Consider the following 22,831-nt stretch of genomic DNA (forward strand, 5'->3'; position numbering starts at 1 on the left):
CCGTCAGCGCGGGACCACGTTGCGCAGCGGGCGACCCGCCCGCAGGTTCTCCAGGTTCTCCCGGACCAGGGCCGACGCGCCCTGGGGTCGCCCACCTGCGACGTGCGGCGTGATGATCGTGCGCGGGGCGTCCCACAGAGGGGAGTCGGACGCGAGAGGCTCGGTCTCCGTCACGTCGAGGGCCGCGCCGCCCAGCCGCCCGTCGCGCAGCGCGTCGACCAGGGCGCCCTCGTCGACCGTGGCACCCCGGCCCACGTTGACGAACCACGCATGGTCCGGGAGCTGGTCGATGCGCGCGGCGTCGAACACGTGGCGGGTGGCCGGCACGGCAGGCAGCAGCGACACCAGGACGTCGGTCGTCGCGAGGACCCGCGGCAGGTCCTCGTCCGTCACGACGGGGAAGCCGAACCGCTCTCCGGTCGTGCTCGCGACCCCGATGACGTGCGCCCCCAGCGCCTCGTAGAGGGGCGCGAGGGCGGACGCGATCGACCCGAACCCCCAGATCGTGACGCGCGCGCCGTGCAGCGTGAAGCGCCTGCTCGTCGCCGGGTCGGCCTGCTCGTCGACCATCGCGGAGTCCCAGCGGTGCTCGCGCTGGGCGGCCCCCAGGCGGTCGAGGCGCCGGACCGCGGCGAGCGTGAGCGCGAGGGCGTGCTCGGCCACAGGACCGTCGTGCAGCGAGCGACCGTTGGTCACGACGACCTCGGGCGCGAAGCCCGCCGCGAGGATCGCGTCGGGTCCGGCAGCGAGCGTCTGGACCCAGCGGAGCCCGGGGAGGCGCGCTGCGGCGTCGGCGAGGTTCTCGGGAGAGTTGGTCCACGCGACGAGGACCTCCGCGTCGCGGTGCTCGGCGGGCAGGGGAGCGGCGGGGTCGTACTCGACGATCTCGTCCGCGGACCCTGAGCCGTCCTGGTCGGCCGGGGTCCCGTCCCCCGGGGTGAGGTCGAGGGCGATCGTGTCGGGGACGAGGATCTTCACACGGGGCTCCTGGGCGAGGCGGTGGTGCGGCGGGAAGCCGTCGAGGGGACGGGCAGCGCCGTCGGTCCCGGGCCCCCGGTGCAGCGGACACACCGACGCTACCAGCGCCGAGACACCGTCCGGCGCGCCCGGACGCCCACCGCTCGGGGCCGTTCTCGTTCCGGGAGCGCAAACCTGTCGCTGACGATATGTTCGCAACGTCTGGCACGTCCCAGCGGTTCACAGCGACCCGCCCGTCCAGGGGGTCTCGGCGGCACGGAGGAATGATGGCCTCATCCACAGCGGAGTCGGGCAGCTCGGACGCATCCGTGACCACAGGAGCACGAGGGGCACCGCCGACCCGCGAGGAGATGCGCGCGGCGATCACCGCCAGGACGCCCAAGAACTACATCACCTGGCTCATGCTCGCGTTCATGATCACGTCGTCGGTCGCGAGCCTGCGTGCCGCGCCGACCATGGCCGTGTACGGGCTCGCGGCGGTGTTCCTGTACGTGGTGCCCGCGATCGTCTTCCTGCTGCCGACGTCGCTCGTGTCGGCGGAGCTGGCGTCCGGGTGGTCGGGAGGCGTGTACCGCTGGGTCGCGGACGGCATCTCGAAGCCCGCGGGGTTCCTGGCGATCTGGTGCCAGTTCGCGATGACGATCTTCTACTACCCGAGCCTTCTCGGGTACGTGGCGAGCACGTTCGCGTACGTCATCAACCCCTCCCTGGCGAGCAACGGCCTGTACGTCGCGATCGTCATCGTGGTGCTCTTCTGGACCGGGGTGTGGGTGTCGTCGCAGGGCACCAAGACCGTCGCGGGCCTGTCGAGCTTCGGGCTCATCATCGGGACGCTGGTGCCCGGTGCGCTGCTCGTGGTCCTGGGGCTCGTGTTCCTCGGACAGGGCAACACCTCGGCGGCCCCCATGGACGCGTCCCACCTGCTGCCCCAGTGGACCGGGATCGCATCGCTCGTGCTCGTGGTCAACAACTTCCTGTCCTACGCGGGCATGGAGATGAACGCGGTGCACGTCACGAGCCTGCGCAAGCCCGCCAAGGAGTTCCCGCGCTCGATGTTCCTCGCGATCGGCCTGGTCCTGCTGATCTTCATCCTCCCGGCGCTCGCGATCAGCTGGGTCATCCCGGCCGACCAGCTCAGCCTCACGGCCGGCGTCATGCAGGCCTTCGACGCGTTCTTCGCCAACTTCGGCGTGAGCTGGCTGACGCCGATCCTGGGCCTCATGCTCATCGCGGCGTCGCTCGGCGGCATGCTCACCTGGCTCGCCGGCCCCTCGAAGGGCCTGCTGACGGTCGCCCGCGAGGAGGGGTACCTGCCACCGTTCCTGCAGAAGCTCAACAAGCACGGGGTCCAGCAGAACATCCTGGTCTCGCAGGGCCTGGTGACCACGGTGATCGCGCTGCTCTACGCGTTCATCCCCGACGTCTCGAGCTCGTACTGGATCCTGTCGGTCATCACGACGCAGGTGTACCTGATCATGTACCTGCTGCTCTTCGTCGCGGCGGTCCGGCTGCGACGGAACAAGCCCGACCACTCCCGCGGGTATCGCGCACCCGCGCTCACGCTGCTGTGCACGGTCGGCTTCCTGGCGTCCGTCGCCGCGATGATCATCGGCTTCGTGCCGCCCGCGCAGTTCTCGAGCGGGAGCGGCGGGGTGTACCTGCTGATCGTCGGTGGCGGGCTGGGCGTCGTCGGGATCCTGGTGCCCGCGCTCTTCTACTTCCTGCGCAAGCCGGGATGGAAGAACCCGGACAACGTCGGAGGGCCGGAGGAACCGCTCGTCGACGCCCCGGCCGACGGACCGAAGGAGGCGTGACATGACCGCGACGTCCACCACCGAGGGCCCTGACGGCCTGCCGCAGCACGAGGACGAGCCGGGCGACTCCCGGCGTTGGATCCTCTACACGGCCGCGGCGCTGCTCGCGGTCGCCGTCGGAGTGCTCATGGCCGTGCTCTACCACAACTACCACGCCGCTCAGGACCGTGAGCTGGCCGAGCAGCGGGCCGCCGAGCTCCACGCCGAGTTCGAGGCGATCGGCATCACGGCCTTCGACGAGGACCAGATCGTCGCCGTCCTCGGCGCCGACGGTGGCGGGTTCTGCACCGACCCGGCCGCCCTGGTGAAGGCGACGGCCAACCTCGGGTCCACGAACGGGGCCACGGGGCCGGGCAGCAGGCCCTCGCTCGTCGACGAGCGACGACTCGCCGGGGACCGCCTCGTGATCGAGGTGTACTGCCCCGAGCAGCTCGACGACTTCGACGCCTACGTCGACTCCCTCAACCTCGACGAGAACACGACCACCCAGGAGGACTCGTGAGCAGCACACCGGTAGACCTCACCCCCGTCCGGGAGCAGGTGGCGTCGCTGCTGCCGCGGGCGCTCGACGACCTGCGGACGCTCGTCGCGATCCCGTCGGTCGCCGACGAGCGGCTGTTCCCGAAAGAGAACTGCGAGCGGGCGGCCCACTGGGTCGCGGACGCGTTCCGGGCCGAGGGGATCGACGACGCCCGCCTGGTCGAGACCCCCGACGGGTCGCACGTGGTCCTGGGCTACCGCCCCGGCCCACCCGGAGCCCCTACGGTGCTCCTCTACTCGCACTACGACGTGCAGCCGCCGCTCGACGACGCGGCGTGGCGCACGCCCCCGTTCGAGCTGACCGAGCGGGACGGGCGCCTCTACGGGCGGGGTTCCGCGGACTGCAAGGGCAACATCGTCACGCACCTCACGGCACTGCGGGCCCTGCGCGCGCTCGGCGGTGACGACTACCCGGTCGGGATCCGCATCGTCATCGAGGGCTCCGAGGAGCAGGGCACCGCGGGGCTCGACCAGTACGTCGAGGCCCACCCGGGCGAGCTCTCCGCCGACGCGATCCTCATCGCGGACACGGGCAACGCCACCCTGGGCCTGCCGACCCTCACCGTGTCGCTGCGCGGCGCGGCCAACGTGGTCGTGACGGTCGAGGCGCTCGAGGGCGAGATCCACTCGGGCATGTTCGGGGGAGCGGCCCCCGATGCGCTCGCGGCCCTCGTCCACCTCCTGTCCTCGTTGCGCGACGACCAGGGCAACACCACGATCGACGGCGTCCCGCCCGAGATCGCCGACGCGACCTGGCCCGGCGTCGACTACGACCCCGACCAGTTCCGCAGCGACGCCGGCATGCTCGACGGCACGCGTCTCCTCGGGTCGGGGCGCGTCTGCGACCAGCTCTGGGCGCGTCCGGCGGTGACGATCCTGGGCATCGACGCGCCGGACGTCGTCGGCTCGGCCGCCGCGATCCAACCGCGCGCGGCCGCCCGTCTCAACCTGCGCATCCCGCCCGGCGCGGACGCGCGCGACCTCCAGGACAAGCTCGTGGCCCACCTGGAGAACCACGTACCCTGGGGGGTCAGGGTCACGACGGTGCGCGACGCCGTCGGGCAGCCGTTCCAGGCGCGCACCGACGGCGCGGTCTTCGACACGCTCTCGCGGGCCCTCGCGGACGCGTTCGGCAAGGAGACCGTGACCGCCGGCCAGGGCGGGTCGATCCCGCTGTGCAACGTGCTCGCGTCCGGGTACCCCGACGCGCAGATCGTGCTGCTGGGCGTCGAGGAGCCCGCGTGCCTGATCCACGCGCCCAACGAGTCGGTCGCGCCCAGCGAGATCGAGCAGCTCGCGGTGGGAGAGGCGCTCTTCCTGTCACGGCTGGGGGCGTCCCGGGCCTGAGGCGGGCCCCGCGCGCCCGTGTCGGCGAGGCCCCGTAGGGTCGTCCCGACGGGCGGAGCAGCCCGCGGAGACGGAGAAGACGACATGGGGACGTGGGGCTCAGGTCCGTTCGAGAACGACGGCGCAGGCGACCTGCTCGCGGCGCTGCGTGCGGGCGACTTCCGGATCGAGGACTTCAGCGGGTACCTCGACGAGGACTACCTCGAGGTCGACGACGCACAGGCCGCGATCGCGATCGCGGAGGTGCTCGCCGTGGCCCGCGGTCTGCGGCCCGCGGACGACCACCTCGAGGGGGTCGACGCCGTCGCGTTCGCCGCGTCGTTGACCGCCCCGCAGCGCGCCTGGGTCCTCACGACGCTCGAACGAGCGGTCGAGGGGAGCGACACCTCGGAGCTCCACGAGCTGTGGGCCGAGAACGGTCCCGAGGACCTCGCGGAGTGGCGGGACCCGGTCGTGAGCCGGTGGGAGAGCCTGCGGACGCCGGGCTGAGCCGGGTCCGTTCGTGAGCCCGGAGTCCGCGCCGGTCGGTCAGACGCCCGCTGCCTCCTGCGCGAGCGCCCAGCGGTAGCCCGCGTCGTGGGCGACGAGCTCGGCGTGGGTACCGCGGGCCAGCACGGTCGCCGGTGTGTCGGTCGACGCGTCGTCCGGCCGTCCCAGGAGCAGCACCTCGTCGACCGCGGCGAGCGCCGACAGGCGGTGCGTCGCGACCACGATCCCGCGTCCGCCCTGGCGGCTGGTCTCCACGAGGTGGGTCAGCAGCTCGTCGGCGGTGGCCGGGTCGAGGTGCTCGGCGGGCTCGTCGACGAGCAGCAGGGGAGCGGGGGCGAGCAGGGCGCGCGCGACGAGCAGCCGACGACGCTCCCCGCCGGAGATCGTGGTCGCGTCGGGGCCCAGGGTCGTCTCGACCCCGTCGGGCAGCCCGGACAGCCACTCGCCGAGCCCGACCTCGACCAGGGCAACCGACGCCTCGTCCGGGGTCACGTCGCCCCGGGCGACGCGCAGGTTCTCGAGCACCGTGGTGTCGAAGACGTGCCCGTCCTCGGCGACGAAGACGACCTGGTGCGCGACGTCGTCGGGCGGGAAGGTCGCGATCGGTGCGTCGTCGAGGGACACGCGCCCCGCGACCTGCGGGATGAGCCCGGCGGCCGTCATGAGCAGCGTCGTCTTGCCGACGCCCGAGGGGCCCACGACCGCGACCGAGCGCCCGGGCCGAACCGCCAGGTCCACCCCGGTGACGGCAGCGCGACCGTTCCAGCCGCACGTCGCACCGGTCACGACGACCGCCGGACCGTCGGGGTCGGCGCGGGAAACGGTCTGGCGGGGTGCGGGCGGCTCGTCCGTGGCGGTGTCGTCGGCGGCGTCGAGCAGCTCCATGATGCGGCGGGCGGCCTGGCGCGAGCGGTGCATCTGCACGGCAGCACCGGGCAGCACGCCCGCGGCCTCGAACACCGCGAGCGGCGTGAGCACGACGACGGCGAGCTCGACCGGGGTCAGCGTCCCCGCGGCGACGGCGGGGATCCCGAGCAGCAGCGCGGCGAGCACGGCGAGACCGATCGCGGCGTTGTTGACGGCCGCGGCCGTGCCCGACGTCCTGGCTCCCGAGTCGGTGACCGCCGCGAGCTCGCGGTCGGTGCGACGCAGCGCGTCCATCCGCTGGGCGAGGCGGCCCGAGACGGCCAGGGGTCCCGCGCCCTCGAGCGTCTCGAGCACGGTCGAGGTCATCTCGGCGCGGGCGGCGGCGCCGCGTTCCTCGGTGCGCCGGGCGGCGCGTGCCGAGAGCCACGGCCCCAGGACGCCCGCGAGCACCAGGCACGCGAGCAGGGCGAGGCCGGCCGAGGGCAGGAAGGCGCCGACGAGGATCACCGAGCCTGCGGACACCACGAGCGCGACCCCCGCGGGGATCACGGCCTTGACGACGACGTCACCCACGGAGTCGACGTCGGCACCCACGCGCGCGAGCAGGTCGCCGCGTCGGACGCCGGCCACCGCCGCTGTACGTCCGGAGGCTAGCGAGGTGTACACGTTGGCGCGGAGCGAGGCCATGCCACGCAGCGCGACGTCGTGCGAGGCCAGGCGTTCGAGGTAGCGGAACACCCCGCGCGAGATGCCGAACGCGCGCACCGCGACGGTCGCCACGGACAGCTGCAGCACGGGCGGCATCTGCGAGGCGCGCGCGATGAGCCACGCCGCGACGGCCGCGAGGCCGACCGAGCTCGCCAGGGCCAGCGATCCCAGGCCGATCGCCTTCGCGGCCCGGCCCCAGCTCACGTCGAGCAGCCGGACCGCGCGCCAGAGCGGGTCGGTGCCGATCGGGGCCGCCGCGCCGCGGCGCGGATCCTCGTGGGTGGGGGAGGAGGGGCCGGCGGACTGGTCGAGGTCGCTCATGCGACGGCTCCTGACGAGGAGGCGGAGGGCGTGGGCGCGACGGGGTCGCCGCTGGGTGCCCCGCCCGGGACGGAGGGCGGGAGCGCCGCCGAGGACACCGTCACGACCTGGTCGGCGAGCTCGACCAGGCTCGTGCGGTGCGCGACCACGACGACCGTGCGCCCCTGGTCGCGCCACGTGCGGACGGCGTCGAGCACGGCCTGCTCGCCGCGCGCGTCGAGGTGGGCCGTGGGCTCGTCGAGCACCACGAGGGGGACGCGGTCCGGGTCGCCGAGCAGCGCGGCCGTGAGGGCCACGCGCTGGCGCTGGCCCACGCTGAGACCCACGCCGCCCTGCCCGATCGGCGTCTGCCAGCCGTCGGGCAGGACGTCGAGGACGGCGTCGAGCCCGGACAGCCTCGCGGCGTCCGTGAGGTCGGCGTCGGGGACCTCGCGGCCGTCGAGCACGACCTCGCGCACGGTCCCCGGGGCGAGCGTGGGGCGCTGCGGCACCCAGGCGACCTGCGGCCACCAGGTGGTCGGGTCGACGTCCGCGAGGTCGACGGGCTCGCCGTCCCGCGGGGTCACCAGGACGCGACCGGCGTCGGGGGCCAGGAGGCCCAGGAGCACCAGGGCCGTGGTGGTCTTGCCGGACCCGCTGGGACCGGTCAGGGCGACCACGGTGCCCGACGGCGTCGCGCGGGGCCCGGAGGCGTCGTGGGCGCGGGCCGGCTCGGGACGGGCGCCGAACGTCGCCGTGAGTGCGGCGGGGGCCAGCACGTCGCGGTCTCCCGCACGCACGCTCACCCCGTCGAACGTGAGGCGTGCACCGGCGAGCGCCGGGGCGGGGGCGGTCCCGACGGGCGGCAGCGGCTCGTCGAGCACCTCGAACGCCTGGTTGGCCGCCGCGATGCCGTCGGTCGAGGCGTGGAAGTGCATGCCGACCTGGCGCAGCGGCAGGTAGACCTCGGGGGCGAGGACCAGGACGGCGATCGCGGGCTCGAGCCCGACCTCGCCGTACACGAGCCGCAGCCCGATGCCGACCGCGACGAGCGCGACCGACAGCGTCGTGAGCAGCTCGAGGACCATGCCGGACAGGAACGCGACGCGCAGCGTCCCCATGGTGGCGCGGCGGTTGGCGTCGCCGAGCGCCCGGACGCGCTTCTCGGGCCCGTGCTCGCGGCCGAACGCGCGCAGGGTCGGGAGCCCGGCCAGCAGGTCGAGGACCTGCGACCCGAGCCGCTGCATGACCTTGAGGCGACGCTCGGACGTCCCGGCCGTGAGCTGACCGACGAGGATCATGAAGAGCGGGACGAGGGGGATCGTGACCGCGATGATGATCGCGGAGATCCAGTCGAGACCCAGCACCACGGCGAGCGTCGCGGGCGTGACGGTCGCCGCGAGCAGGAGCTGGGGGAGATAGCGGACCATGTAGGGCTCGAGGTCGTCGAGCCCGCGCGTCGCGAGCGTCGCGACGGCGGGCCCGCGGCCGGTCGCCAGCCAGCGGGGCCCGAGGGCCACCGCATGGCTGACGACCTGCTCGCGGAGCTCCGCGACGGTCTTGATCGCGGCCTTGAGCGCGAACCGTTCCTGCGCCCACGCGACCCCGGCGCGCACCACGACGACCGCGGCGAGCCACGTGAGGGGGGTGGCGACGTCGGGCAGCGTGAGGTTGCCGTGGATCGCGGGGGCGAGGACGCTCGCGATGAGCAGCGCCTGTGCCACGACGAGCCCGGCCGTGACGAGGCCGAGCACCGCCGTGAGCACGACGTACCCGCGGGCCGCCCGCGCCTGGCGCAGGAGCCGTGGATCGAGGGGCTTCACGCGGAGGTGCTGCCGGTGCCGTCGTTCGTCCGGCCCGACGACGCCGCGTCCGTCCCCGAGGCCTTGTCCCCCGTGGCGGGGGTCAGGTCCAGGTTCTTGGCGCCGCCCGAGGACGGCCCGCCGAACGCGGAGTCCTTGAGCTTCTTGAGCGAGAGGCCGATGGGCGGCGGGATGTCCTTGGTCGACAGGCGACGGCGGAACACCCAGTACGTCCACGACTGGTAGACCAGCACGAGCGGGACCAGGAACACGGCGACCCAGGTCATGACGGTCAGGGTGTACTGCGTCGAGGACGCGTTCTCGATGGTCAGCGAGTTCGCGGGGTCGAGCGCCGGCATCACGTCGGGGTACATCGACCCGAAGATCAGCACGGTCGCGGAGAGGATCGCGAGCGCGGAGAACAGGAACGCCCAGCCCTCGCGGGCCTTGGCGTTGGCGAGCACGACCCCCACCAGGGAGAGGGCCGCGACCACGACCACGGCCCACGTCCACGGCACCGAGTAGGCGACCTGGGCCCACACGGCCCAGCCGCCGGCCACGACCACCGAGGCGACCGAGAACCAGCCGGCCAGGCGGCGGGCCTTGACCCGGACCTCGCCGTCCGTCTTGAGGGCGATGAACACGGCGCCGTGCATGAGGAAGAGGAGCACGGTCGTGAGGCCGCCGAGGAGGGCGAACGGGCTGAGCAGGGCCCAGAAGCCGCCGACGTACTGGTGCGCCGCGTCGAGCTCGACGCCGCGCACGAGGTTGGCGAACGCGACTCCCCACAGGATCGCGGGGACCCACGAGCCGAAGACGATCGCCTGGTCGCAGCGTGCACGCCACCGGTCGTCGTTGATCTTGCCGCGGTACTCGAACGCGACGCCGCGCACGATGAGCGCGAGCAGGATCAGGAAGAGCGGGACGTAGAACCCGGAGAAGAGCGTGGCGTACCACTCGGGGAAGGCTGCGAACGTCGCACCACCGGCGGTGATGAGCCAGACCTCGTTGCCGTCCCAGACCGGGCCGATCGTGTTGATGATGAGCCGACGCTCGGTGTCCTTCTTCGCCTTGTCCTTGTTGCGGGACAGGATCGGCAGGAGCATGCCCACGCCGAAGTCGAAGCCTTCGAGGACCAGGTAGCCGATCCACAGGATCGCGATGAGCACGAACCAGAGAATGGTGAGTTCCATGAGTACTGGGTCTCCTTGAGCCGTCAGAGCGCGTCAGTACGCGAAGGACAGGGGGCGGTCGGACTCGTCGGCCGAGTCCGGGTCGTCGGGGTCGCCCTTGGCGCGTGCCTCGGGGGAGTCGTCGTGCACGATCTCGGGGACGCCCTCGACCGAGTAGCGGTGGATGAGCTTGAACCAGACGACCGCGAGGGCTCCGTAGACGAGCGTGAAGACGATCATCGAGGTCAGGACGACGCCGGGGCTCACGACGGTCGACACGCCGCGCTCGGTGAGCAGGCGGATCGAGTCGATCCCGGACGGGTTCGGGGCGACCACCCAGGGCTGGCGTCCGGTCTCGGTGAAGATCCAGCCGAACGAGGACGCGATGAACGGCATGGGGATCGCCCAGATGCCGACGCGGGCGAACCACTTGTTGTCCGTGACCCGGCCCTTGCGGGTCAGCCACAGCGCCATGACGGACAGGGCGATCGACCCGACCGCGAAGCCGATCATGAGGCGGAAGCTCCAGTAGGTCAGCGCCAGGTTGGGGGAGTAGTTGACGGGCTCGCCGTCCGCGGTGACGTCGCCGTAGCGCTCGGTCATGTTCTGCTGGACCTCGTCGACGCCGGGCAGGGGGGCGCTGAAGCTGCCCTCGGCCAGGTAGGAGGTCAGGCCCGGGATCTCGAGGATGTGGTTGACGCCCTCGCACGAGTCGGACAGGTCGCCGATCGCGAGGATCGAGAACGGGGCGCCGTCGGGGGAGCTCTCGCACAGGGCCTCGGCCGCGGCCATCTTCATGGGCTGCTGCTGGAACATGAGCTTGGCCTGGAAGTCACCGCTCACCGCGACACCGAGCCCGCCGACGATCATCGCGATGACGCCCAGCGTGATGGCCGGGCGGTAGACGTTGCGGGCGAGCTCGACGTTCTCGGCCTTCTTGGTGCGCACGAGGCGCACCATCCACCAGGCCGCGATGCCGGCGACGAAGGTGCCCGCGGTGAGGAAGGCGGCGGTGATGGTGTGCGGGAACGCGGCCCACAGCGTGTTGTTGGTGAGCACGGCGCCGATGTCGTTCATCTCGGCGCGGCCCGTCTCGGGGTTGTAGATGGTCCCGACGGGGTGCTGCATCCACGAGTTGGCCGCGAGGATGAAGAACGCGGAGAGGTTCACGGCGATCGCGACGGCCCAGATGCACGCGAGGTGCACCTTCTTGGACAGGCGGTCCCAGCCGAAGATCCACAGACCCAGGAACGTCGACTCGATGAAGAACGCGGCGAGCGCCTCCATGGCGAGCGGGGCACCGAAGACGTCTCCGACGAAGCGCGAGTACTCGCTCCAGTTCATCCCGAACTGGAACTCCTGCACGATCCCGGTCACCACGCCGATCGCGAAGTTGATCAGGAGGAGCTTGCCGAAGAACTTGGTGAGCTTGAGCCACCGCTCGTTCCCCGTGCGCACCCATGCGGTCTGCATGATGGCGACGAGAGGAGCGAGCCCGATCGTCAACGGCACGAAGATGAAGTGGTAGACGGTCGTGATGGCGAACTGCCACCTCGCGAGATCGAGGACGTCCACAAACGCTCCTGGGGGGTTCCTGGGGGCTACCGGGGGATCCTGAGGGGTGTCTCAGGGCAGGGTCAGCGTTCCTACTGCCGACGCTATGACCAATCTGCACCATCGGCGAGGGGAGGAAGCGCCAAAACTCTCGGGAAACGACAGTTTGTGAGAACCTTCACAAGGTCCGAGTCGGGACCTTGGTCCTCTGGACGACACGGGCGACGGACCTGTAGATGCCCATCCGATCGACGTCGGCTGTGCGATACTTGACCCAGCACGGGGGACCACATCTCCCCTGCGCCCAGTACGTGCTCGACGCAACCGCAGTCCGCGGCTCGCGGAGCGCCGCCGAACGGGATGAATGGCCCGGACGGCGAAGCGCCCCCCGCCGCCCGCCCTTGCCCGAGCCGCCACCGCCGACTTCCGTCGCGGGGACGACAGCGCTGCGATGCGCACGTCCCGAGCGACGACAACCGCCCGAACGGGCCGCACGATGTGGGACGGACCTTCGGGGTACCAGGAGCGCATCGCGTGACCCTCGACAACACCCCTGACTCGACGAGCTCGACGGCCGGCCAGGACGCAGCACCCGCCAAGAAGCCGGCCCGACGACGGGTCACCAGGACCGCGGCAGCGCCCGGTTCCGCCGAGGCCGCCGCCCAGGCGGCCGCGGTCCAGATCTCCCTCCCCGCCGTGAAGGCTCCCACCCAGCCCGCAGCCGTCAACCCTGAGGCGCCCACGGGCTCGCTCGGGATCGAGCTCCCGACCGCCGAGGCCGCCCCGCGCCGCTCGCGCCGCGTCGTGCGCCCGACGACGACTCCCGCCTCGGCGCCGACGGCTGCCGACGCCGCGCCCGTCACGAGCACCTCGACGAGCCAGCCCGACACCTCCTCCGCGAACGCCACCGCCGCGCGCAAGGCATCCACCGGTGCTGTCGCCCAGGCGCCCGCCCAGGACGCCCCGGCCGAGGCACCCCGACGCGGCGGGAAGCGCGGCGCAGCAGCACGTGCCGCCGCCGACGCCCCCGTCCTCGACGTGCTCTCCGAGCTCGGGCTCATGCCCGCCGCCGAGCAGGACGCCCCGGTCGAGAAGCCCGTCCGGGCCCGTCGTTCCCGCAAGGCAGCGACGGAGACCACCGAGCCCGCCGCAGCAGCGGACGCCGCCGCACCGGTCGTCGAGGCGACCACGGCAGCCCCTGTCGCCGAGGCGACCCCCACCGCAGGAGAGCCGGTCGCCCCGGCGACGACGCGCCGTCGGGCCACGCGGTCCGCCGCCGCGCAGACCGCCGCGCCCACGGTCGAGACCACCGAGGCGCCTGCCGAGGCTCCCGTCGAGAAGGCCCCCGCCGCCAAGCGCCGTCGCGCGACCTCGAAGGCACCGGTCGAGGAGACCGCTCCCGTCGTCGAGGCGCCCGCTGAGCCCGTCGCGCCCGCCGCGCCCAAGGTCCGCTCGCGTCGCGTGAACAAGGTCAGCAAGGACGCAGCCGCTGCGGTGGAGCCCCAGGCCCCCGCCGCCGAGCAGACGCCGAGCGCATCGCCCGCATCGACCGGTGGCGGTTCCGCGACCCCGCGACTGGCGACGACCGCGCTCCTGTTCCAGGCGCCGGACCCTGCTGCCGCACCGCGCCGCTCGCGGCGCGTCGTGCGCCCCACCACGTCGCCCACCGACGCCATGCCGAGCTTCGCCACGCCCGGGACGCGCCCCGTCGAGGAGACGCCCGCGCGCGTCGAGTCCTCCGCTCCCCAGACGCCCGCCACGCAGGCGCAGCGGGCACCGGAGACATCCGCCGCGCAGGCACCTGCCGAGCAGACCCAGACCGAGCAGACCGAGCAGCGTGAGGCCCCCGCCCGCACGCGCGGCGGTCGTGGCCGGTCGGCCCGCCGCGGTGCGGGCGCGCCGTCGACGTCTGTGACGACCGCTGCCCAGGTCCCCGCAGCCCCCGCAGCCCCCGCGGCAGGGCCGGCCCCGCAGCAGGCGGTCGAGGTCGACGTCGTGCTCGCGGGTGCGGACCTCGCCGCGGTCGAGGAGATCGAGCTGATCGAGGCCGAGCTCGTCGCCGAGGGTGTCGAGATCCCCGCCGACGCGTTCGAGCTCGACGACCTCGAGTTCGTCACCGAGACCGACGACGAGCCGGCCTCCGCCGAGGACGACGACCAGGGCGCGCCGCGCCGTCGTCGTCGCCGTGGGGGGCGTGGCCGCCGCTCGCGCGGAGACTCGCGCTCCGACGGCGACGAGTACGGAGACGACGAGTCGGACGACCGGTCGGAGCAGTCCTCGGCCGTCTCGTCCGAGGGCGAGCCGGGCGAGGCAGGCGCCCACGTCGAGGACACCGTCGCCGACCAGCAGGACGACCACACGGACGAGCACGACGGCGAGGAGGGCTCGGGATCGAGCCGTCGCCGCCGCCGTCGCCGCCGTGGCGGACGGGCCGAGGGCGGCGAGAGCGCCGGGGTCTCGACCTCCACGTCGTCCACCCGCACCCGTACGCGCGAGCGCAGCGGCAGCACGTCCTCGGACGAGGTGACCGCGCTCAAGGGCTCGACGCGCCTCGAGGCCAAGCGTCAGCGCCGCCGTGAGGGCCGTGACGCCGGTCGCCGCCGCCAGATCATCACCGAGGCCGAGTTCCTCGCACGCCGCGAGTCCGTCGAGCGCTCCATGATCGTGCGCGAGAAGAACGGCCGCACGCAGATCGCGGTGCTCGAGGACGGCGTGCTCGTCGAGCACTACGTCTCGCAGCAGTCGCAGGTCTCGATGGCCGGGAACGTCTACCTGGGCCGCGTCCAGAACGTCCTGCCGTCCATGGAGGCCGCGTTCATCGACGTCGGCAAGGGTCGCAACGCCGTCTTGTACGCCGGCGAGGTCAACTGGGACGCCGTGGGCCTCGACGGGCAGCCGCGTCGCATCGAGCAGGCGCTCAAGTCGGGCGACTCCGTGCTGGTCCAGGTCACCAAGGACCCGATCGGCCACAAGGGTGCGCGCCTGACGTCGCAGATCACGCTCGCGGGCCGCTACCTCGTGTTCGTCCCCGGCGGCGGCATGACCGGCATCTCGCGCAAGCTCCCGGACACCGAGCGTGCCCGGCTCAAGAAGATCCTGCGCGAGGTCGTCCCCGAGGGCTCGGGCGTGATCGTGCGCACGGCCGCCGAGGGCGCGAGCGAGGACGAGCTGCGCGCCGACGTCGAGCGTCTGCAGAGCCAGTGGGAGGCGATCGAGAAGAAGGCGAAGTCGGTCTCCGCCCCGGCGCTGCTCCAGGGCGAGCCGGACCTCGCGATCCGCGTCGTCCGCGACATCTTCAACGACGACTTCAGCTCGCTCGTCGTCTCGGGCGACAACGCCTGGAACGAGATCTCGAGCTACGTCGCCGAGCTCGCGCCCGACCTCAAGGAGCGCGTCTCGCGCTGGACGTCGGAGAAGGACGCCTTCTCGGCGCACCGCGTCGACGAGCAGCTCGCCAAGGGCATGGACCGCAAGGTCTGGCTGCCCTCGGGTGGTTCGCTCGTGATCGACCGCACCGAGGCCATGACGGTCGTCGACGTCAACACGGGCAAGTTCACCGGTTCCGGTGGCACGCTCGAGGAGACCGTGACGCGCAACAACCTCGAGGCCGCCGAGGAGATCGTCCGCCAGCTGCGCCTGCGCGACATCGGCGGCATCATCGTCATCGACTTCATCGACATGGTGCTCGAGTCCAACCGTGACCTGGTGCTGCGTCGCCTGGTCGAGTGCCTGGGCCGTGACCGCACCAAGCACCAGGTCGCCGAGGTCACCTCGCTCGGCCTGGTCCAGATGACCCGCAAGCGTGTGGGCCAGGGCCTGGTCGAGGCGTTCAGCGAGACGTGCGACCACTGCAACGGTCGTGGCTTCATCGTGCACACCGACCCGATCGAGAAGTCGGGCGGCTCGAACAACGGCGGTGGTCACCAGCACGCCCCGGCTCCTGCCGCAGCGCCGGAGGAGCCCGCCGAGTCGGAGGGCTCGCGCTCCCGGTCGCGCCGCAAGCGCGCGACCAAGGAGACGGCTCCGGCTGCGGCTCCCGCGGTCCCGGTGCTGCCCGAGGTCACGTCGGAGGCGCGTGAGGCCGTCAAGGCCACGCTCGCCACGATCGCGGCCGCGGCGGCCCACGCCCACGACCACGAGCACGACGGCGTCGTGCCGGTCGAGGAGTCCGTCGTCGCCGAGGCGTCGGTCACCGAGACCACCGGGACTGCGACCACCGCGGACGCGACCGCCGAGGCGGCCGACACCGAGGCCGTCGGCATCGAGACCACGCTGACGGACGTCGAGTCCACGGAGGGCGCCCCGGAGGTCGCCGACGACCAGGACTCGTTTCCGGTCGAGCAGGCCGCCGCTCACGAGGCGGCTGCTGGGGAGGCTGCGCCGTCGGCTGACGTGACCGACGAGGCGGCCCCCGAGGGCTCCGAGCAGGACGTCGACTGACGCCCCTGGACCACCGATGACGGCGAGGGATCCGCAGGTGCCGGTCTACGGCGTCGGGCATGCTGCCCGGCTCCGGGGCTGGCGTCCCGCGGACCTCGCCGTCTTCCGTGAGTGGCTGCGCCCCCACCACGAGTGGCACGAGTGGGACGGGCCGTACTATCCCGTACCCGACGACGCGCAGGCCGACGCGCGCGTCGCCGCCCTCGCACGGACGCCGCCCGGCGTCGTGGACGGCCTGCCACCCCGCTCGGCCGTGATCGCGGACGTCGACGACCAGCTCGTCGGGACCGTCTCCTGGTACTGGGAGTCGCAGGAGACCGCGTGGGCCCGCATGGGCATCGGCGTCTACGACCCGGCCGTGCGCGGACGGGGGATCGGTCGCGAAGCGCTCGCGCTGTGGACCACGTACCTGTTCTCGGTCACCGACTGGGCGCGGCTGGACTTCGCGACCTGGTCCGGCAACGCACCGATGCTGGGCGTCGGCCGACGCCTCGGCTTCGTCGAGGAGGGCCGCTTCCGCGACGCGCGCGTCGTGCGTGGGCTGCGGTACGACGCGGTCGTCATGGGCGTGCTGCGCGCCGAGTGGGACGCGCGCGACTGAGCCCGGGACGCTCCGTGCGGACCCGCCGCGGTCCTCGGCGCATGGTCTACTGGCTGCGTGGACGACGTGAGGCGGGGCCGGGTCGAGGTCATCAGCGGGCCGATGTTCGCAGGCAAGACCGAGGAGCTGCTGCGGCGCGTGCGCCGGGCGCAGATCGCGGGACGCCGTGTCGAGGTCGTGCACCATGCGCTCGACGACCGGCGCGGCGAGGGTGTCGTCAGCTCGCACTCGGGCCTCGACCTCCCCTCGCTCGCCGCGACGTCCGCCGCGGAGATCCTCGACCTGATCGACCCCGCCGTGGAGCTCGTCGCGGTCGACGAGGCGCAGTTCTTCGGCCCCGACCTGCTCGACGTCGTGCAGCACGCGGCCGACGCGGGTCTCGTGATGATCGTCGCGGGGCTCGACGTGACGTTCGACGGGCGGCCCTTCGACCCGATCCCGGCGCTCGGTGCGCTGGCCGAGCGTGCCGACCGGCTCACAGCCGTCTGCACGGTCTGCGGCGAGGACGCCCCCTTCCACGAGCGCGTCGTCGTCGGACGTGGCGACGACGGACGTGGCGACGCCCTCACGGCGGGGGCCGAGCACGTCGGCGGCGTCGAGTCCTACCAGGCGCGGTGCCGGGTCCACTTCTCGGCGGCGCGCTGGCGGGCGGGCCCCGAGGTCACGACCCGATGAGGGGCACGAAGCTGTAGGTCCCGTGCCTGCTCGTCACGGTGCCCGTCAGGTGCTGCTCCACGAGGACCAGGACGTGCTGCACCGGGATCACCAGCCGCCCGCCGATCGAGAGCTGGTCGACGAGCTCCTGGGGCAGGACCTGGGCCGCCGCGGAGACCAGGATGCGGTCGTAGCCGCCCATGGTCGGACGGCCGAGCACGCCCCGCTCGGCGACCTCGATCCGGGCCCACGACATGGGGTAGGTCGCGAGGTTCGCCGCCCCCCACTCCGCGAGGTCCGGGTCGATCTCGACCCCCACGACGCTCCCGCTCGACCCGACCAGGTGGGCGAGCAGCGCCGTCGTCCACCCCGAGCCGGACCCAACGTCCAGGACGCGCGCGCCCCGCGGCACCTGGAGGAGGCGCAGCGTGTCGGCGACCGTGCGGGGCTGCGAGTTCGTCTGGCCGTGACCGATCGGCAGCGGCCGGTCGTCACGGGCGTACGGGCGCTGGTTGCGCGGCAGGAAGCGCCGCCGATCGATCGCCGACATCGCCGCCGAGACCTCGTGCGCGTAGATGGCCTGGGTTCTCCGACCGTTCGGCACTGGGGATCGCCTCCTCGGGACCTTCTCCCAGAGTAGGACGGGCGCGTGCGGGCCGCCGCGTGATCGGGGACCTGCGCGAGGCACCCGCGTGGCGTAGGGTCCGGCGCATGACGAGACGGACGGAGCGGTCCACGGCGACCGCGGACGGCGTGCGGACCCTCGCGCGTGCGGTCGCGGTGGGGGCGGCGGTGGCCGTCCTCGCGGGCTGCGGGCTGGGGGAACCGCAGCGGGTGCGGGTCGAGTGGGTGCTCCTCGCGCAGGACGGGACCGACCTGGAGGTCGCGGTCTTCGCCGGGGGCAGCACGTGCATCGACGTCGACGAGGTCGAGGTGGACGAGAGCGCGGAGACCGTCGAGGTGCGGGCCTTCGTCCAGCGGACCAGGGGAGCGTGCAGCGAGGACTTCGGGGTCCGGCCCACGACGGTCGCGCTCGAGGAGCCGCTCGGGGACCGGGAGCTCGTCGGGTGCGCCGGGGACGCGGTCCAGGTCAAGGGGTGGAGCCTGGCGGCCGACGCCGACTGCACCGAGACGAAGCCGGGACTGGTGCCCGGGACGATCGAGGTTCCGGTCGGCTGACCGGGACGAGAGGGGTGCGCGAGGCGGGACTCGAACCCGCACGTCCGAAGACACCAGGACCTAAACCTGGCGCGGCTGCCAATTACGCCACTCGCGCGCCCGCACAGTCTACGGGCGCGCGAGGGGTGCACCGGTCGGCGGCTCGCAGGCCGGGCGACCTACTTCTTGGGGTCGATCCCCAGGTCGCGGCGCAGCTTGGCCACGTGGCCCGTCGCCTTGACGTTGTACTGCGCGAGCGCGACCTTGCCGTCGGGGTCGACGACGACGGTCGAGCGGATCACGCCCGTCACGGTCTTGCCGTAGAGCTTCTTCTCGCCCCACGCCCCGTAGTCCTCGAGCGTCTGCCTGGACTCGTCGGACGCGAGCGGGAACGTCAGCGACTCCTCCTCGGCGAACTTCACGAGCTTGGGCAGCGCGTCGGGCGAGATGCCGACGACCTTGTATCCCGCGCCCTGGAGCGACGCGAGCGAGTCGCGGAAGTCGCACGCCTCCTTGGTGCAGCCGGGCGTCGAGGCTGCGGGGTAGAAGTAGACGATGACCGAGCTGCCGCGCAGGTCGGACAGCGTCACCGAGCCGCCGTCGGCGGTCGGGAGGGTGAAGTCGGGGGCGTCGTCGCCGACGGCAAGTCGCGTGCTCATGGAACTCCTCGTGGTGCGTTCGCGGTTCACACCGAGCCTAGAGGACACCGGTAGCGTGGGGACCGTGAGCACGACACCCCCCACCCCGCACGACGCCCCCGAGCCGGCCGCACGGCCCGAGCCGGCCGCAGGCCCGGCCACCGCCTCCCGGAAGAAGTCCTCCGCGACGCGCGCGACGCCGTCGGGCAGCGAGCCCGAGCGCCTGCCGCTGCGCATGCTGCACGACCGCCTCCTGGTCCTGCCCGAGGTCGACTCGTCCGAGCGGCAGTCGTCGGCAGGGCTCGTGATCCCCGCGACGGCCGTCGGGCCCAAGCGGCTCGCGTGGGCCCAGGTCGTCGCGACGGGCGAGAACGTGCGGCACGTGAGCCGGGGCGACCGCGTGCTGTTCGACCCCGAGGAGCGCGCAGAGGTCGAGCTGAACGGCAAGAGCTTCGTGCTGCTGCGCGAGAAGGACGTCAGCGCCGTCTCGCAGCCCGAGGAGACGAGCGGCAAGACCGGGCTGTACCTGTAGCCCCGACCTCAGGCAGCTTGTCGTGCAGGTCACAGCCTCGTCCGGCCCCCTGATTTGTCTCCGGGGGGCCGGTTCAGTAGTGTTTCTTCTCGCGCGCCATTAGCTCAATTGGCAGAGCAGCTGACTCTTAATCAGCGGGTTCATGGTTCGAGTCCATGATGGCGCACCACGATCACGGCCCCGGAGACGGGGCCGTCGTGACGTCCGCACCGGCGGGCGGGCGGTACCGCACGACCAGCTCCACCACGCGCCATTAGCTCAATTGGCAGAGCAGCTGACTCTTAATCAGCGGGTTCATGGTTCGAGTCCATGATGGCGCACCACCACGAAGGCCCCTCACCTGCGCAGACGCGGGGGAGGGGCCTTCGCCGTCCCCGGCGCACGACCCGCGAGACGCGCTTCACAACCCACCGCCCCAGGGGCTATGGTCGCCCGTGTGAACCTGCTCACCGCACACACCTGGTGGCCCGACCGCTGACGGTCGGACGCTGTGGCGTGCTGACCGAGCCCGACGACGGGCGGTCCAGCAGGTCTCCCGGAGTGGATCGCCCGGAACGTGCCCCCTGCACGTGCCCATCCACGAAGGAGAGAGTTCCTTGTCGACGTCCCCCCTCCCCGCCTCGGCGCCCCCGGCACCCGCCGCCCCGACCGCTCGCTCGCTCGAGCCGCTCGGCGTCGAGGTCCCCTCCACCGTCCCGACGCACTGGTACAACCTGAACGCAGACCTGCCGGAGCCTGTCCCGCCGCACCTGCACCCAGGAACGCTCGAGCCGCTCGTGCCCGCCGACCTGGCGCCGCTGTTCCCCCTGGCGCTGATCGAGCAGGAGGTGAGCACCGAGCGCTACATCGAGATCCCGCAGACGATCCGTGAGATCTACGCGATGTGGAGGCCGGCGCCGCTCGTCCGCGCGCACCGCCTCGAGCGCGCTCTCGGCACGCCCGCCCGCATCTACTACAAGTACGAGGGCGTGAGCCCTGTCGGGTCGCACAAGCCCAACACGGCGATCGCGCAGGCGTACTACAACGCGATGGAGGGCACGACGCGGCTCACGACCGAGACGGGCGCCGGGCAGTGGGGGGCGTCGCTCTCGATGGCGGCGGCGCTGCTCGGGCTCACGTGCGAGGTGTGGCAGGTGCGTGCGTCGTACGAGTCCAAGCCGTACCGGCGCTTCCAGATGGAGGCCTACGGGGGCGTGTGCCACTCGTCGCCCTCGGAGCTGACGGCGTCGGGGCGCGCGATCCTCGCGAGCGACCCGGACACCACGGGCTCGCTCGGCATGGCGATCAGCGAGGCCGTCGAGGTCGCGGCGCAGGACCCGCAGGCGCACTACTCGCTGGGCAGCGTGCTCAACCACGTGATGCTGCACCAGACGGTCATCGGTCAGGAGGCCCTGGTCCAGCTCGAGGAGGCGGGGGAGACGAGCGCGGACGTCGTGTTCGGCTGTGCGGGCGGCGGGTCGAACCTCGCGGGGCTCACGTTCCCGTTCCTGGGGCGCAACCTGCGCGAGGGAACGTCGACCCGGCTCGTCGCGTGCGAGCCCGCGGCGTGCCCGTCGCTCACGCAGGGCGAGTACCGCTACGACCACGGTGACGTCGCGGGGCTCACGCCGCTGCTCAAGATGCACACGTTGGGCAAGGACTTCGTCCCGCCGGCGATCCACGCGGGTGGCCTGCGCTACCACGGCATGTCGCCCATGGTGTCGCACGCCGTGAACCTGGGCCTCATGGACGCGGTCGCGATCGACCAGGACGAGGCGTTCCGGGCGGGGCTCGAGTTCGCCCGGTCGGAGGGCATCCTCCCGGCGCCCGAGTCGACGCACGCGGTCGCGGCGGCCATCGCGTACGCGCGCACGGTCACGGAACCCGAGGTCGTGGTCATCGGTCTGTCCGGCAACGGGCAGCTCGACCTGCCGGCGTACGCGCAGTACGTCTGACGCTCCGTGGGAGAGGGTCTCGGGTGCCCGCCTAGACTGGGCGGGTGCCCGAGACCCTCTCCGAGGCCCGCGAGCAGGGCTTCCGTACCGACATCGTGTCCTTCGTCCGCCGCAGCGGCCGCCTCAACACCCGCCAGCAGCGCGCCTGGGACGACCACGCCGAGCAGTTCGTCCTGGACGTGCCTCGGGCCGTGGCCCGCACCTCGGTCGACCCGGCGTACGTGCTCGACGTCGCAGCGACGTTCGGGCGCTCGGCTCCCCTCGTGGTGGAGGTCGGGTCGGGGCTGGGGGAGGCCGTGGTCGCCGCCGCCGGTGCCACGCCCGAGCGTGACTTCCTGGCCGTCGAGGTCTACACGCCGGGACTCGCGCAGACGGTGCTCCGTGCGACGCAGCGCGGGCTGACGAACCTGCGCCTGGTGCAGGCCAACGCGGCCGAGGTGCTCACGACGGCCCTGCCCGAGGGGTCGGTCGACGAGCTCTGGGTCTTCTTCCCCGACCCGTGGCACAAGGCCCGCCACCACAAGCGCCGTCTCGTGACGCCCGAGCTCGCGGAGCTCGCCGCACGCGTGATCCGTCCCGGGGGGACGTGGCGGCTCGCGACGGACTGGGCCGAGTACGCGGACCAGATGCTCGAGGTCGTCGGGGCGAACCCGTCGTTCGTGAACGTCCACGGGGTCGGTGCGGTCGCGCCGCGCTTCGAGGGGCGTGTGCTCACGAGCTTCGAGAACAAGGGCCGTGCGGCGGGCCGGGTCATCACGGACCTGGAGCTCCGCCGGGTCTGAGCGAGGTCGCGCGGAGCCTCCGCCGCCGACACGCCCGGATCGGGTGTTTGGCGACAAGAGTGATGTACGGCACATTGGCGGAGCGGGTGAAAAACGTCGCCCGGGTCACGCGACGCCGCGTGCCACACGCATGAGCCAACGGAGGCATCATGACCGACATCTCGACGGACGATCCCGTCGCGGAGACCGACTACCAGCGGGTCCAACGTTCCCCCGAGTTCCAGGACCTGCGCCGCAGGTTCCGTCTGTTCGTCTTCCCCGTCACGGCACTGTTCCTGGTCTGGTACCTGGTGTACGTCCTGCTCGCGGACTACGCGCACGACTTCATGAGCATCCGGGTGTCGGGCAACATCACGGTCGGTCTGCTGTTCGGGCTGGGCCAGTTCGTCTCGACGTTCGCGATCACCATGATCTACGCGCGCTGGGCGAACAAGCGGTTCGACCCGGTCGCCGACGACATGCGTCGCCAGATCGAGGGGGAGGACCGGTGAGGGCGGCGCTGGGGGCGGAGCCGCCCGTCG

Annotated in this window: 19 protein-coding genes and 3 tRNA genes; 14 read left to right on the forward strand and 8 right to left on the reverse strand. The window is 72.5% G+C overall.

Translation table 11 applies throughout. The features are described 5' to 3' along the window. Window positions 1-3: 3 nt before the first annotated feature. On the reverse strand, window positions 4-978 hold the full coding sequence (locus tag ACZDYF_RS04930) for a phosphoglycerate dehydrogenase (RefSeq protein ID WP_475054171.1): 975 nt from the start codon (window positions 976-978) through the stop codon (window positions 4-6). A 308-nt stretch (window positions 979-1,286) separates the two neighbouring features. On the opposite strand from ACZDYF_RS04930, the gene gadC reads away from it, so the two are divergent. The 4 genes from gadC to ACZDYF_RS04950 all read left to right on the forward strand — a co-directional run bounded on the left by gadC (window position 1,287) and on the right by ACZDYF_RS04950 (window position 5,168). After that, the gene (gene gadC, locus ACZDYF_RS04935; RefSeq protein WP_475054177.1) at window positions 1,287-2,792 is read left to right on the forward strand and encodes a glutamate/gamma-aminobutyrate antiporter GadC; all 1,506 of its coding nucleotides are present in this window, start codon (window positions 1,287-1,289) and stop codon (window positions 2,790-2,792) included. A gap of 1 nt (window position 2,793) precedes the next feature. Next, entirely contained in the window at window positions 2,794-3,294 is a 501-nt protein-coding gene (locus tag ACZDYF_RS04940; protein ID WP_191789252.1) for a hypothetical protein, read from the forward strand. Next, window positions 3,291-4,679 (forward strand): M20/M25/M40 family metallo-hydrolase, encoded by a 1,389-nt coding sequence (locus ACZDYF_RS04945; RefSeq protein ID WP_475054179.1) that lies wholly within the window; start codon window positions 3,291-3,293, stop codon window positions 4,677-4,679. Before ACZDYF_RS04940 ends, ACZDYF_RS04945 begins: the two co-directional genes overlap by 4 nt. An 84-nt stretch (window positions 4,680-4,763) precedes the next feature. Next, window positions 4,764-5,168: a DUF4259 domain-containing protein gene (locus ACZDYF_RS04950; RefSeq protein ID WP_475054182.1), complete on the forward strand. Its 405-nt coding sequence runs from the start codon at window positions 4,764-4,766 to the stop codon at window positions 5,166-5,168. A gap of 39 nt (window positions 5,169-5,207) precedes the next feature. Here the strand turns inward: ACZDYF_RS04950 and cydC are convergent, their stop codons facing one another. From cydC to ACZDYF_RS04970, 4 genes are read right to left on the reverse strand one after another with little or no spacing between them, the layout of a single operon-like run. Next, a complete protein-coding gene (cydC, locus tag ACZDYF_RS04955; protein ID WP_475054185.1) occupies window positions 5,208-7,064 on the reverse strand; it encodes a thiol reductant ABC exporter subunit CydC in 1,857 nt (618 codons plus the stop codon). Further along, on the reverse strand, window positions 7,061-8,866 hold the full coding sequence (gene cydD / locus ACZDYF_RS04960) for a thiol reductant ABC exporter subunit CydD (protein WP_475054187.1): 1,806 nt from the start codon (window positions 8,864-8,866) through the stop codon (window positions 7,061-7,063). The genes cydC and cydD overlap by 4 nt, the downstream gene beginning before the upstream one ends. Next, window positions 8,863-10,038 (reverse strand): cytochrome d ubiquinol oxidase subunit II, encoded by a 1,176-nt coding sequence (cydB, locus tag ACZDYF_RS04965; RefSeq protein ID WP_475054188.1) that lies wholly within the window; start codon window positions 10,036-10,038, stop codon window positions 8,863-8,865. Before cydB ends, cydD begins: the two co-directional genes overlap by 4 nt. A gap of 33 nt (window positions 10,039-10,071) precedes the next feature. Continuing rightward, on the reverse strand, window positions 10,072-11,592 hold the full coding sequence (locus ACZDYF_RS04970; RefSeq protein WP_191789246.1) for a cytochrome ubiquinol oxidase subunit I: 1,521 nt from the start codon (window positions 11,590-11,592) through the stop codon (window positions 10,072-10,074). A gap of 513 nt (window positions 11,593-12,105) precedes the next feature. Here ACZDYF_RS04970 and ACZDYF_RS04975 point away from each other — a divergent pair. From ACZDYF_RS04975 to ACZDYF_RS04985, 3 genes are read left to right on the forward strand one after another with little or no spacing between them, the layout of a single operon-like run. Then, complete coding sequence (locus tag ACZDYF_RS04975; RefSeq protein ID WP_475054191.1) at window positions 12,106-16,011, forward strand: Rne/Rng family ribonuclease; 3,906 nt, start codon at window positions 12,106-12,108, stop codon at window positions 16,009-16,011. 37 nt (window positions 16,012-16,048) lie between these two features. Continuing rightward, entirely contained in the window at window positions 16,049-16,612 is a 564-nt protein-coding gene (locus ACZDYF_RS04980; protein WP_307824030.1) for a GNAT family N-acetyltransferase, read from the forward strand. Window positions 16,613-16,669: 57 nt separating this feature from the next. Next, window positions 16,670-17,287 (forward strand): thymidine kinase, encoded by a 618-nt coding sequence (locus ACZDYF_RS04985; protein ID WP_475054194.1) that lies wholly within the window; start codon window positions 16,670-16,672, stop codon window positions 17,285-17,287. Here ACZDYF_RS04985 and ACZDYF_RS04990 read toward each other — a convergent pair. Further along, window positions 17,274-17,870 carry a protein-L-isoaspartate O-methyltransferase family protein gene (locus ACZDYF_RS04990; RefSeq protein ID WP_307824032.1) on the reverse strand — a complete coding sequence of 199 codons (597 nt, stop codon included), beginning with the start codon at window positions 17,868-17,870 and terminating at the stop codon, window positions 17,274-17,276. The two genes, ACZDYF_RS04985 and ACZDYF_RS04990, sit on opposite strands and share 14 nt — an antisense overlap. Before the next feature lie 107 nt (window positions 17,871-17,977). On the opposite strand from ACZDYF_RS04990, the gene ACZDYF_RS04995 reads away from it, so the two are divergent. Next, on the forward strand, window positions 17,978-18,445 hold the full coding sequence (locus tag ACZDYF_RS04995; protein WP_475054198.1) for a hypothetical protein: 468 nt from the start codon (window positions 17,978-17,980) through the stop codon (window positions 18,443-18,445). 15 nt (window positions 18,446-18,460) lie between these two features. Here the strand turns inward: ACZDYF_RS04995 and ACZDYF_RS05000 are convergent. Further along, window positions 18,461-18,542 (reverse strand) — tRNA-Leu (locus ACZDYF_RS05000). A gap of 61 nt (window positions 18,543-18,603) precedes the next feature. Then, entirely contained in the window at window positions 18,604-19,083 is a 480-nt protein-coding gene (gene bcp / locus ACZDYF_RS05005; protein ID WP_475054203.1) for a thioredoxin-dependent thiol peroxidase, read from the reverse strand. Window positions 19,084-19,285: 202 nt separating this feature from the next. On the opposite strand from bcp, the gene ACZDYF_RS05010 reads away from it, so the two are divergent. The 6 genes from ACZDYF_RS05010 to ACZDYF_RS05035 all read left to right on the forward strand — a co-directional run bounded on the left by ACZDYF_RS05010 (window position 19,286) and on the right by ACZDYF_RS05035 (window position 22,801). After that, window positions 19,286-19,594 (forward strand): GroES family chaperonin, encoded by a 309-nt coding sequence (locus ACZDYF_RS05010; protein WP_338068425.1) that lies wholly within the window; start codon window positions 19,286-19,288, stop codon window positions 19,592-19,594. Between the two features lie 93 nt (window positions 19,595-19,687). Further along, window positions 19,688-19,763 (forward strand) — tRNA-Lys (locus ACZDYF_RS05015). A 78-nt stretch (window positions 19,764-19,841) separates the two neighbouring features. Continuing rightward, window positions 19,842-19,917, forward strand: a tRNA-Lys gene (locus ACZDYF_RS05020). A 273-nt stretch (window positions 19,918-20,190) separates the two neighbouring features. Beyond that, window positions 20,191-21,528 carry a TrpB-like pyridoxal phosphate-dependent enzyme gene (locus ACZDYF_RS05025; RefSeq protein WP_475054206.1) on the forward strand — a complete coding sequence of 446 codons (1,338 nt, stop codon included), beginning with the start codon at window positions 20,191-20,193 and terminating at the stop codon, window positions 21,526-21,528. A gap of 44 nt (window positions 21,529-21,572) precedes the next feature. Continuing rightward, entirely contained in the window at window positions 21,573-22,310 is a 738-nt protein-coding gene (gene trmB / locus ACZDYF_RS05030; RefSeq protein ID WP_475054207.1) for a tRNA (guanosine(46)-N7)-methyltransferase TrmB, read from the forward strand. A 149-nt stretch (window positions 22,311-22,459) separates the two neighbouring features. Beyond that, window positions 22,460-22,801: a DUF485 domain-containing protein gene (locus ACZDYF_RS05035; RefSeq protein ID WP_191796188.1), complete on the forward strand. Its 342-nt coding sequence runs from the start codon at window positions 22,460-22,462 to the stop codon at window positions 22,799-22,801. Window positions 22,802-22,831 lie beyond the last annotated feature (30 nt).

The organism is Oerskovia sp. PE-21s (genome assembly GCF_056158145.1).

Coding starts and splice junctions, on each gene's coding strand:
- ACZDYF_RS04940 (WP_191789252.1), top strand. CDS start 2,794: ATGACCGCGACGTCCACCACCGAGGGCCCTGACGGCCTGCCGCAGCAC.
- ACZDYF_RS04950 (WP_475054182.1), top strand. CDS start 4,764: ATGGGGACGTGGGGCTCAGGTCCGTTCGAGAACGACGGCGCAGGCGAC.
- cydC (WP_475054185.1), bottom strand. CDS start 7,064: ATGAGCGACCTCGACCAGTCCGCCGGCCCCTCCTCCCCCACCCACGAG.
- cydB (WP_475054188.1), bottom strand. CDS start 10,038: ATGGAACTCACCATTCTCTGGTTCGTGCTCATCGCGATCCTGTGGATC.
- ACZDYF_RS04995 (WP_475054198.1), top strand. CDS start 17,978: ATGACGAGACGGACGGAGCGGTCCACGGCGACCGCGGACGGCGTGCGG.
- bcp (WP_475054203.1), bottom strand. CDS start 19,083: ATGAGCACGCGACTTGCCGTCGGCGACGACGCCCCCGACTTCACCCTC.
- ACZDYF_RS05035 (WP_191796188.1), top strand. CDS start 22,460: ATGACCGACATCTCGACGGACGATCCCGTCGCGGAGACCGACTACCAG.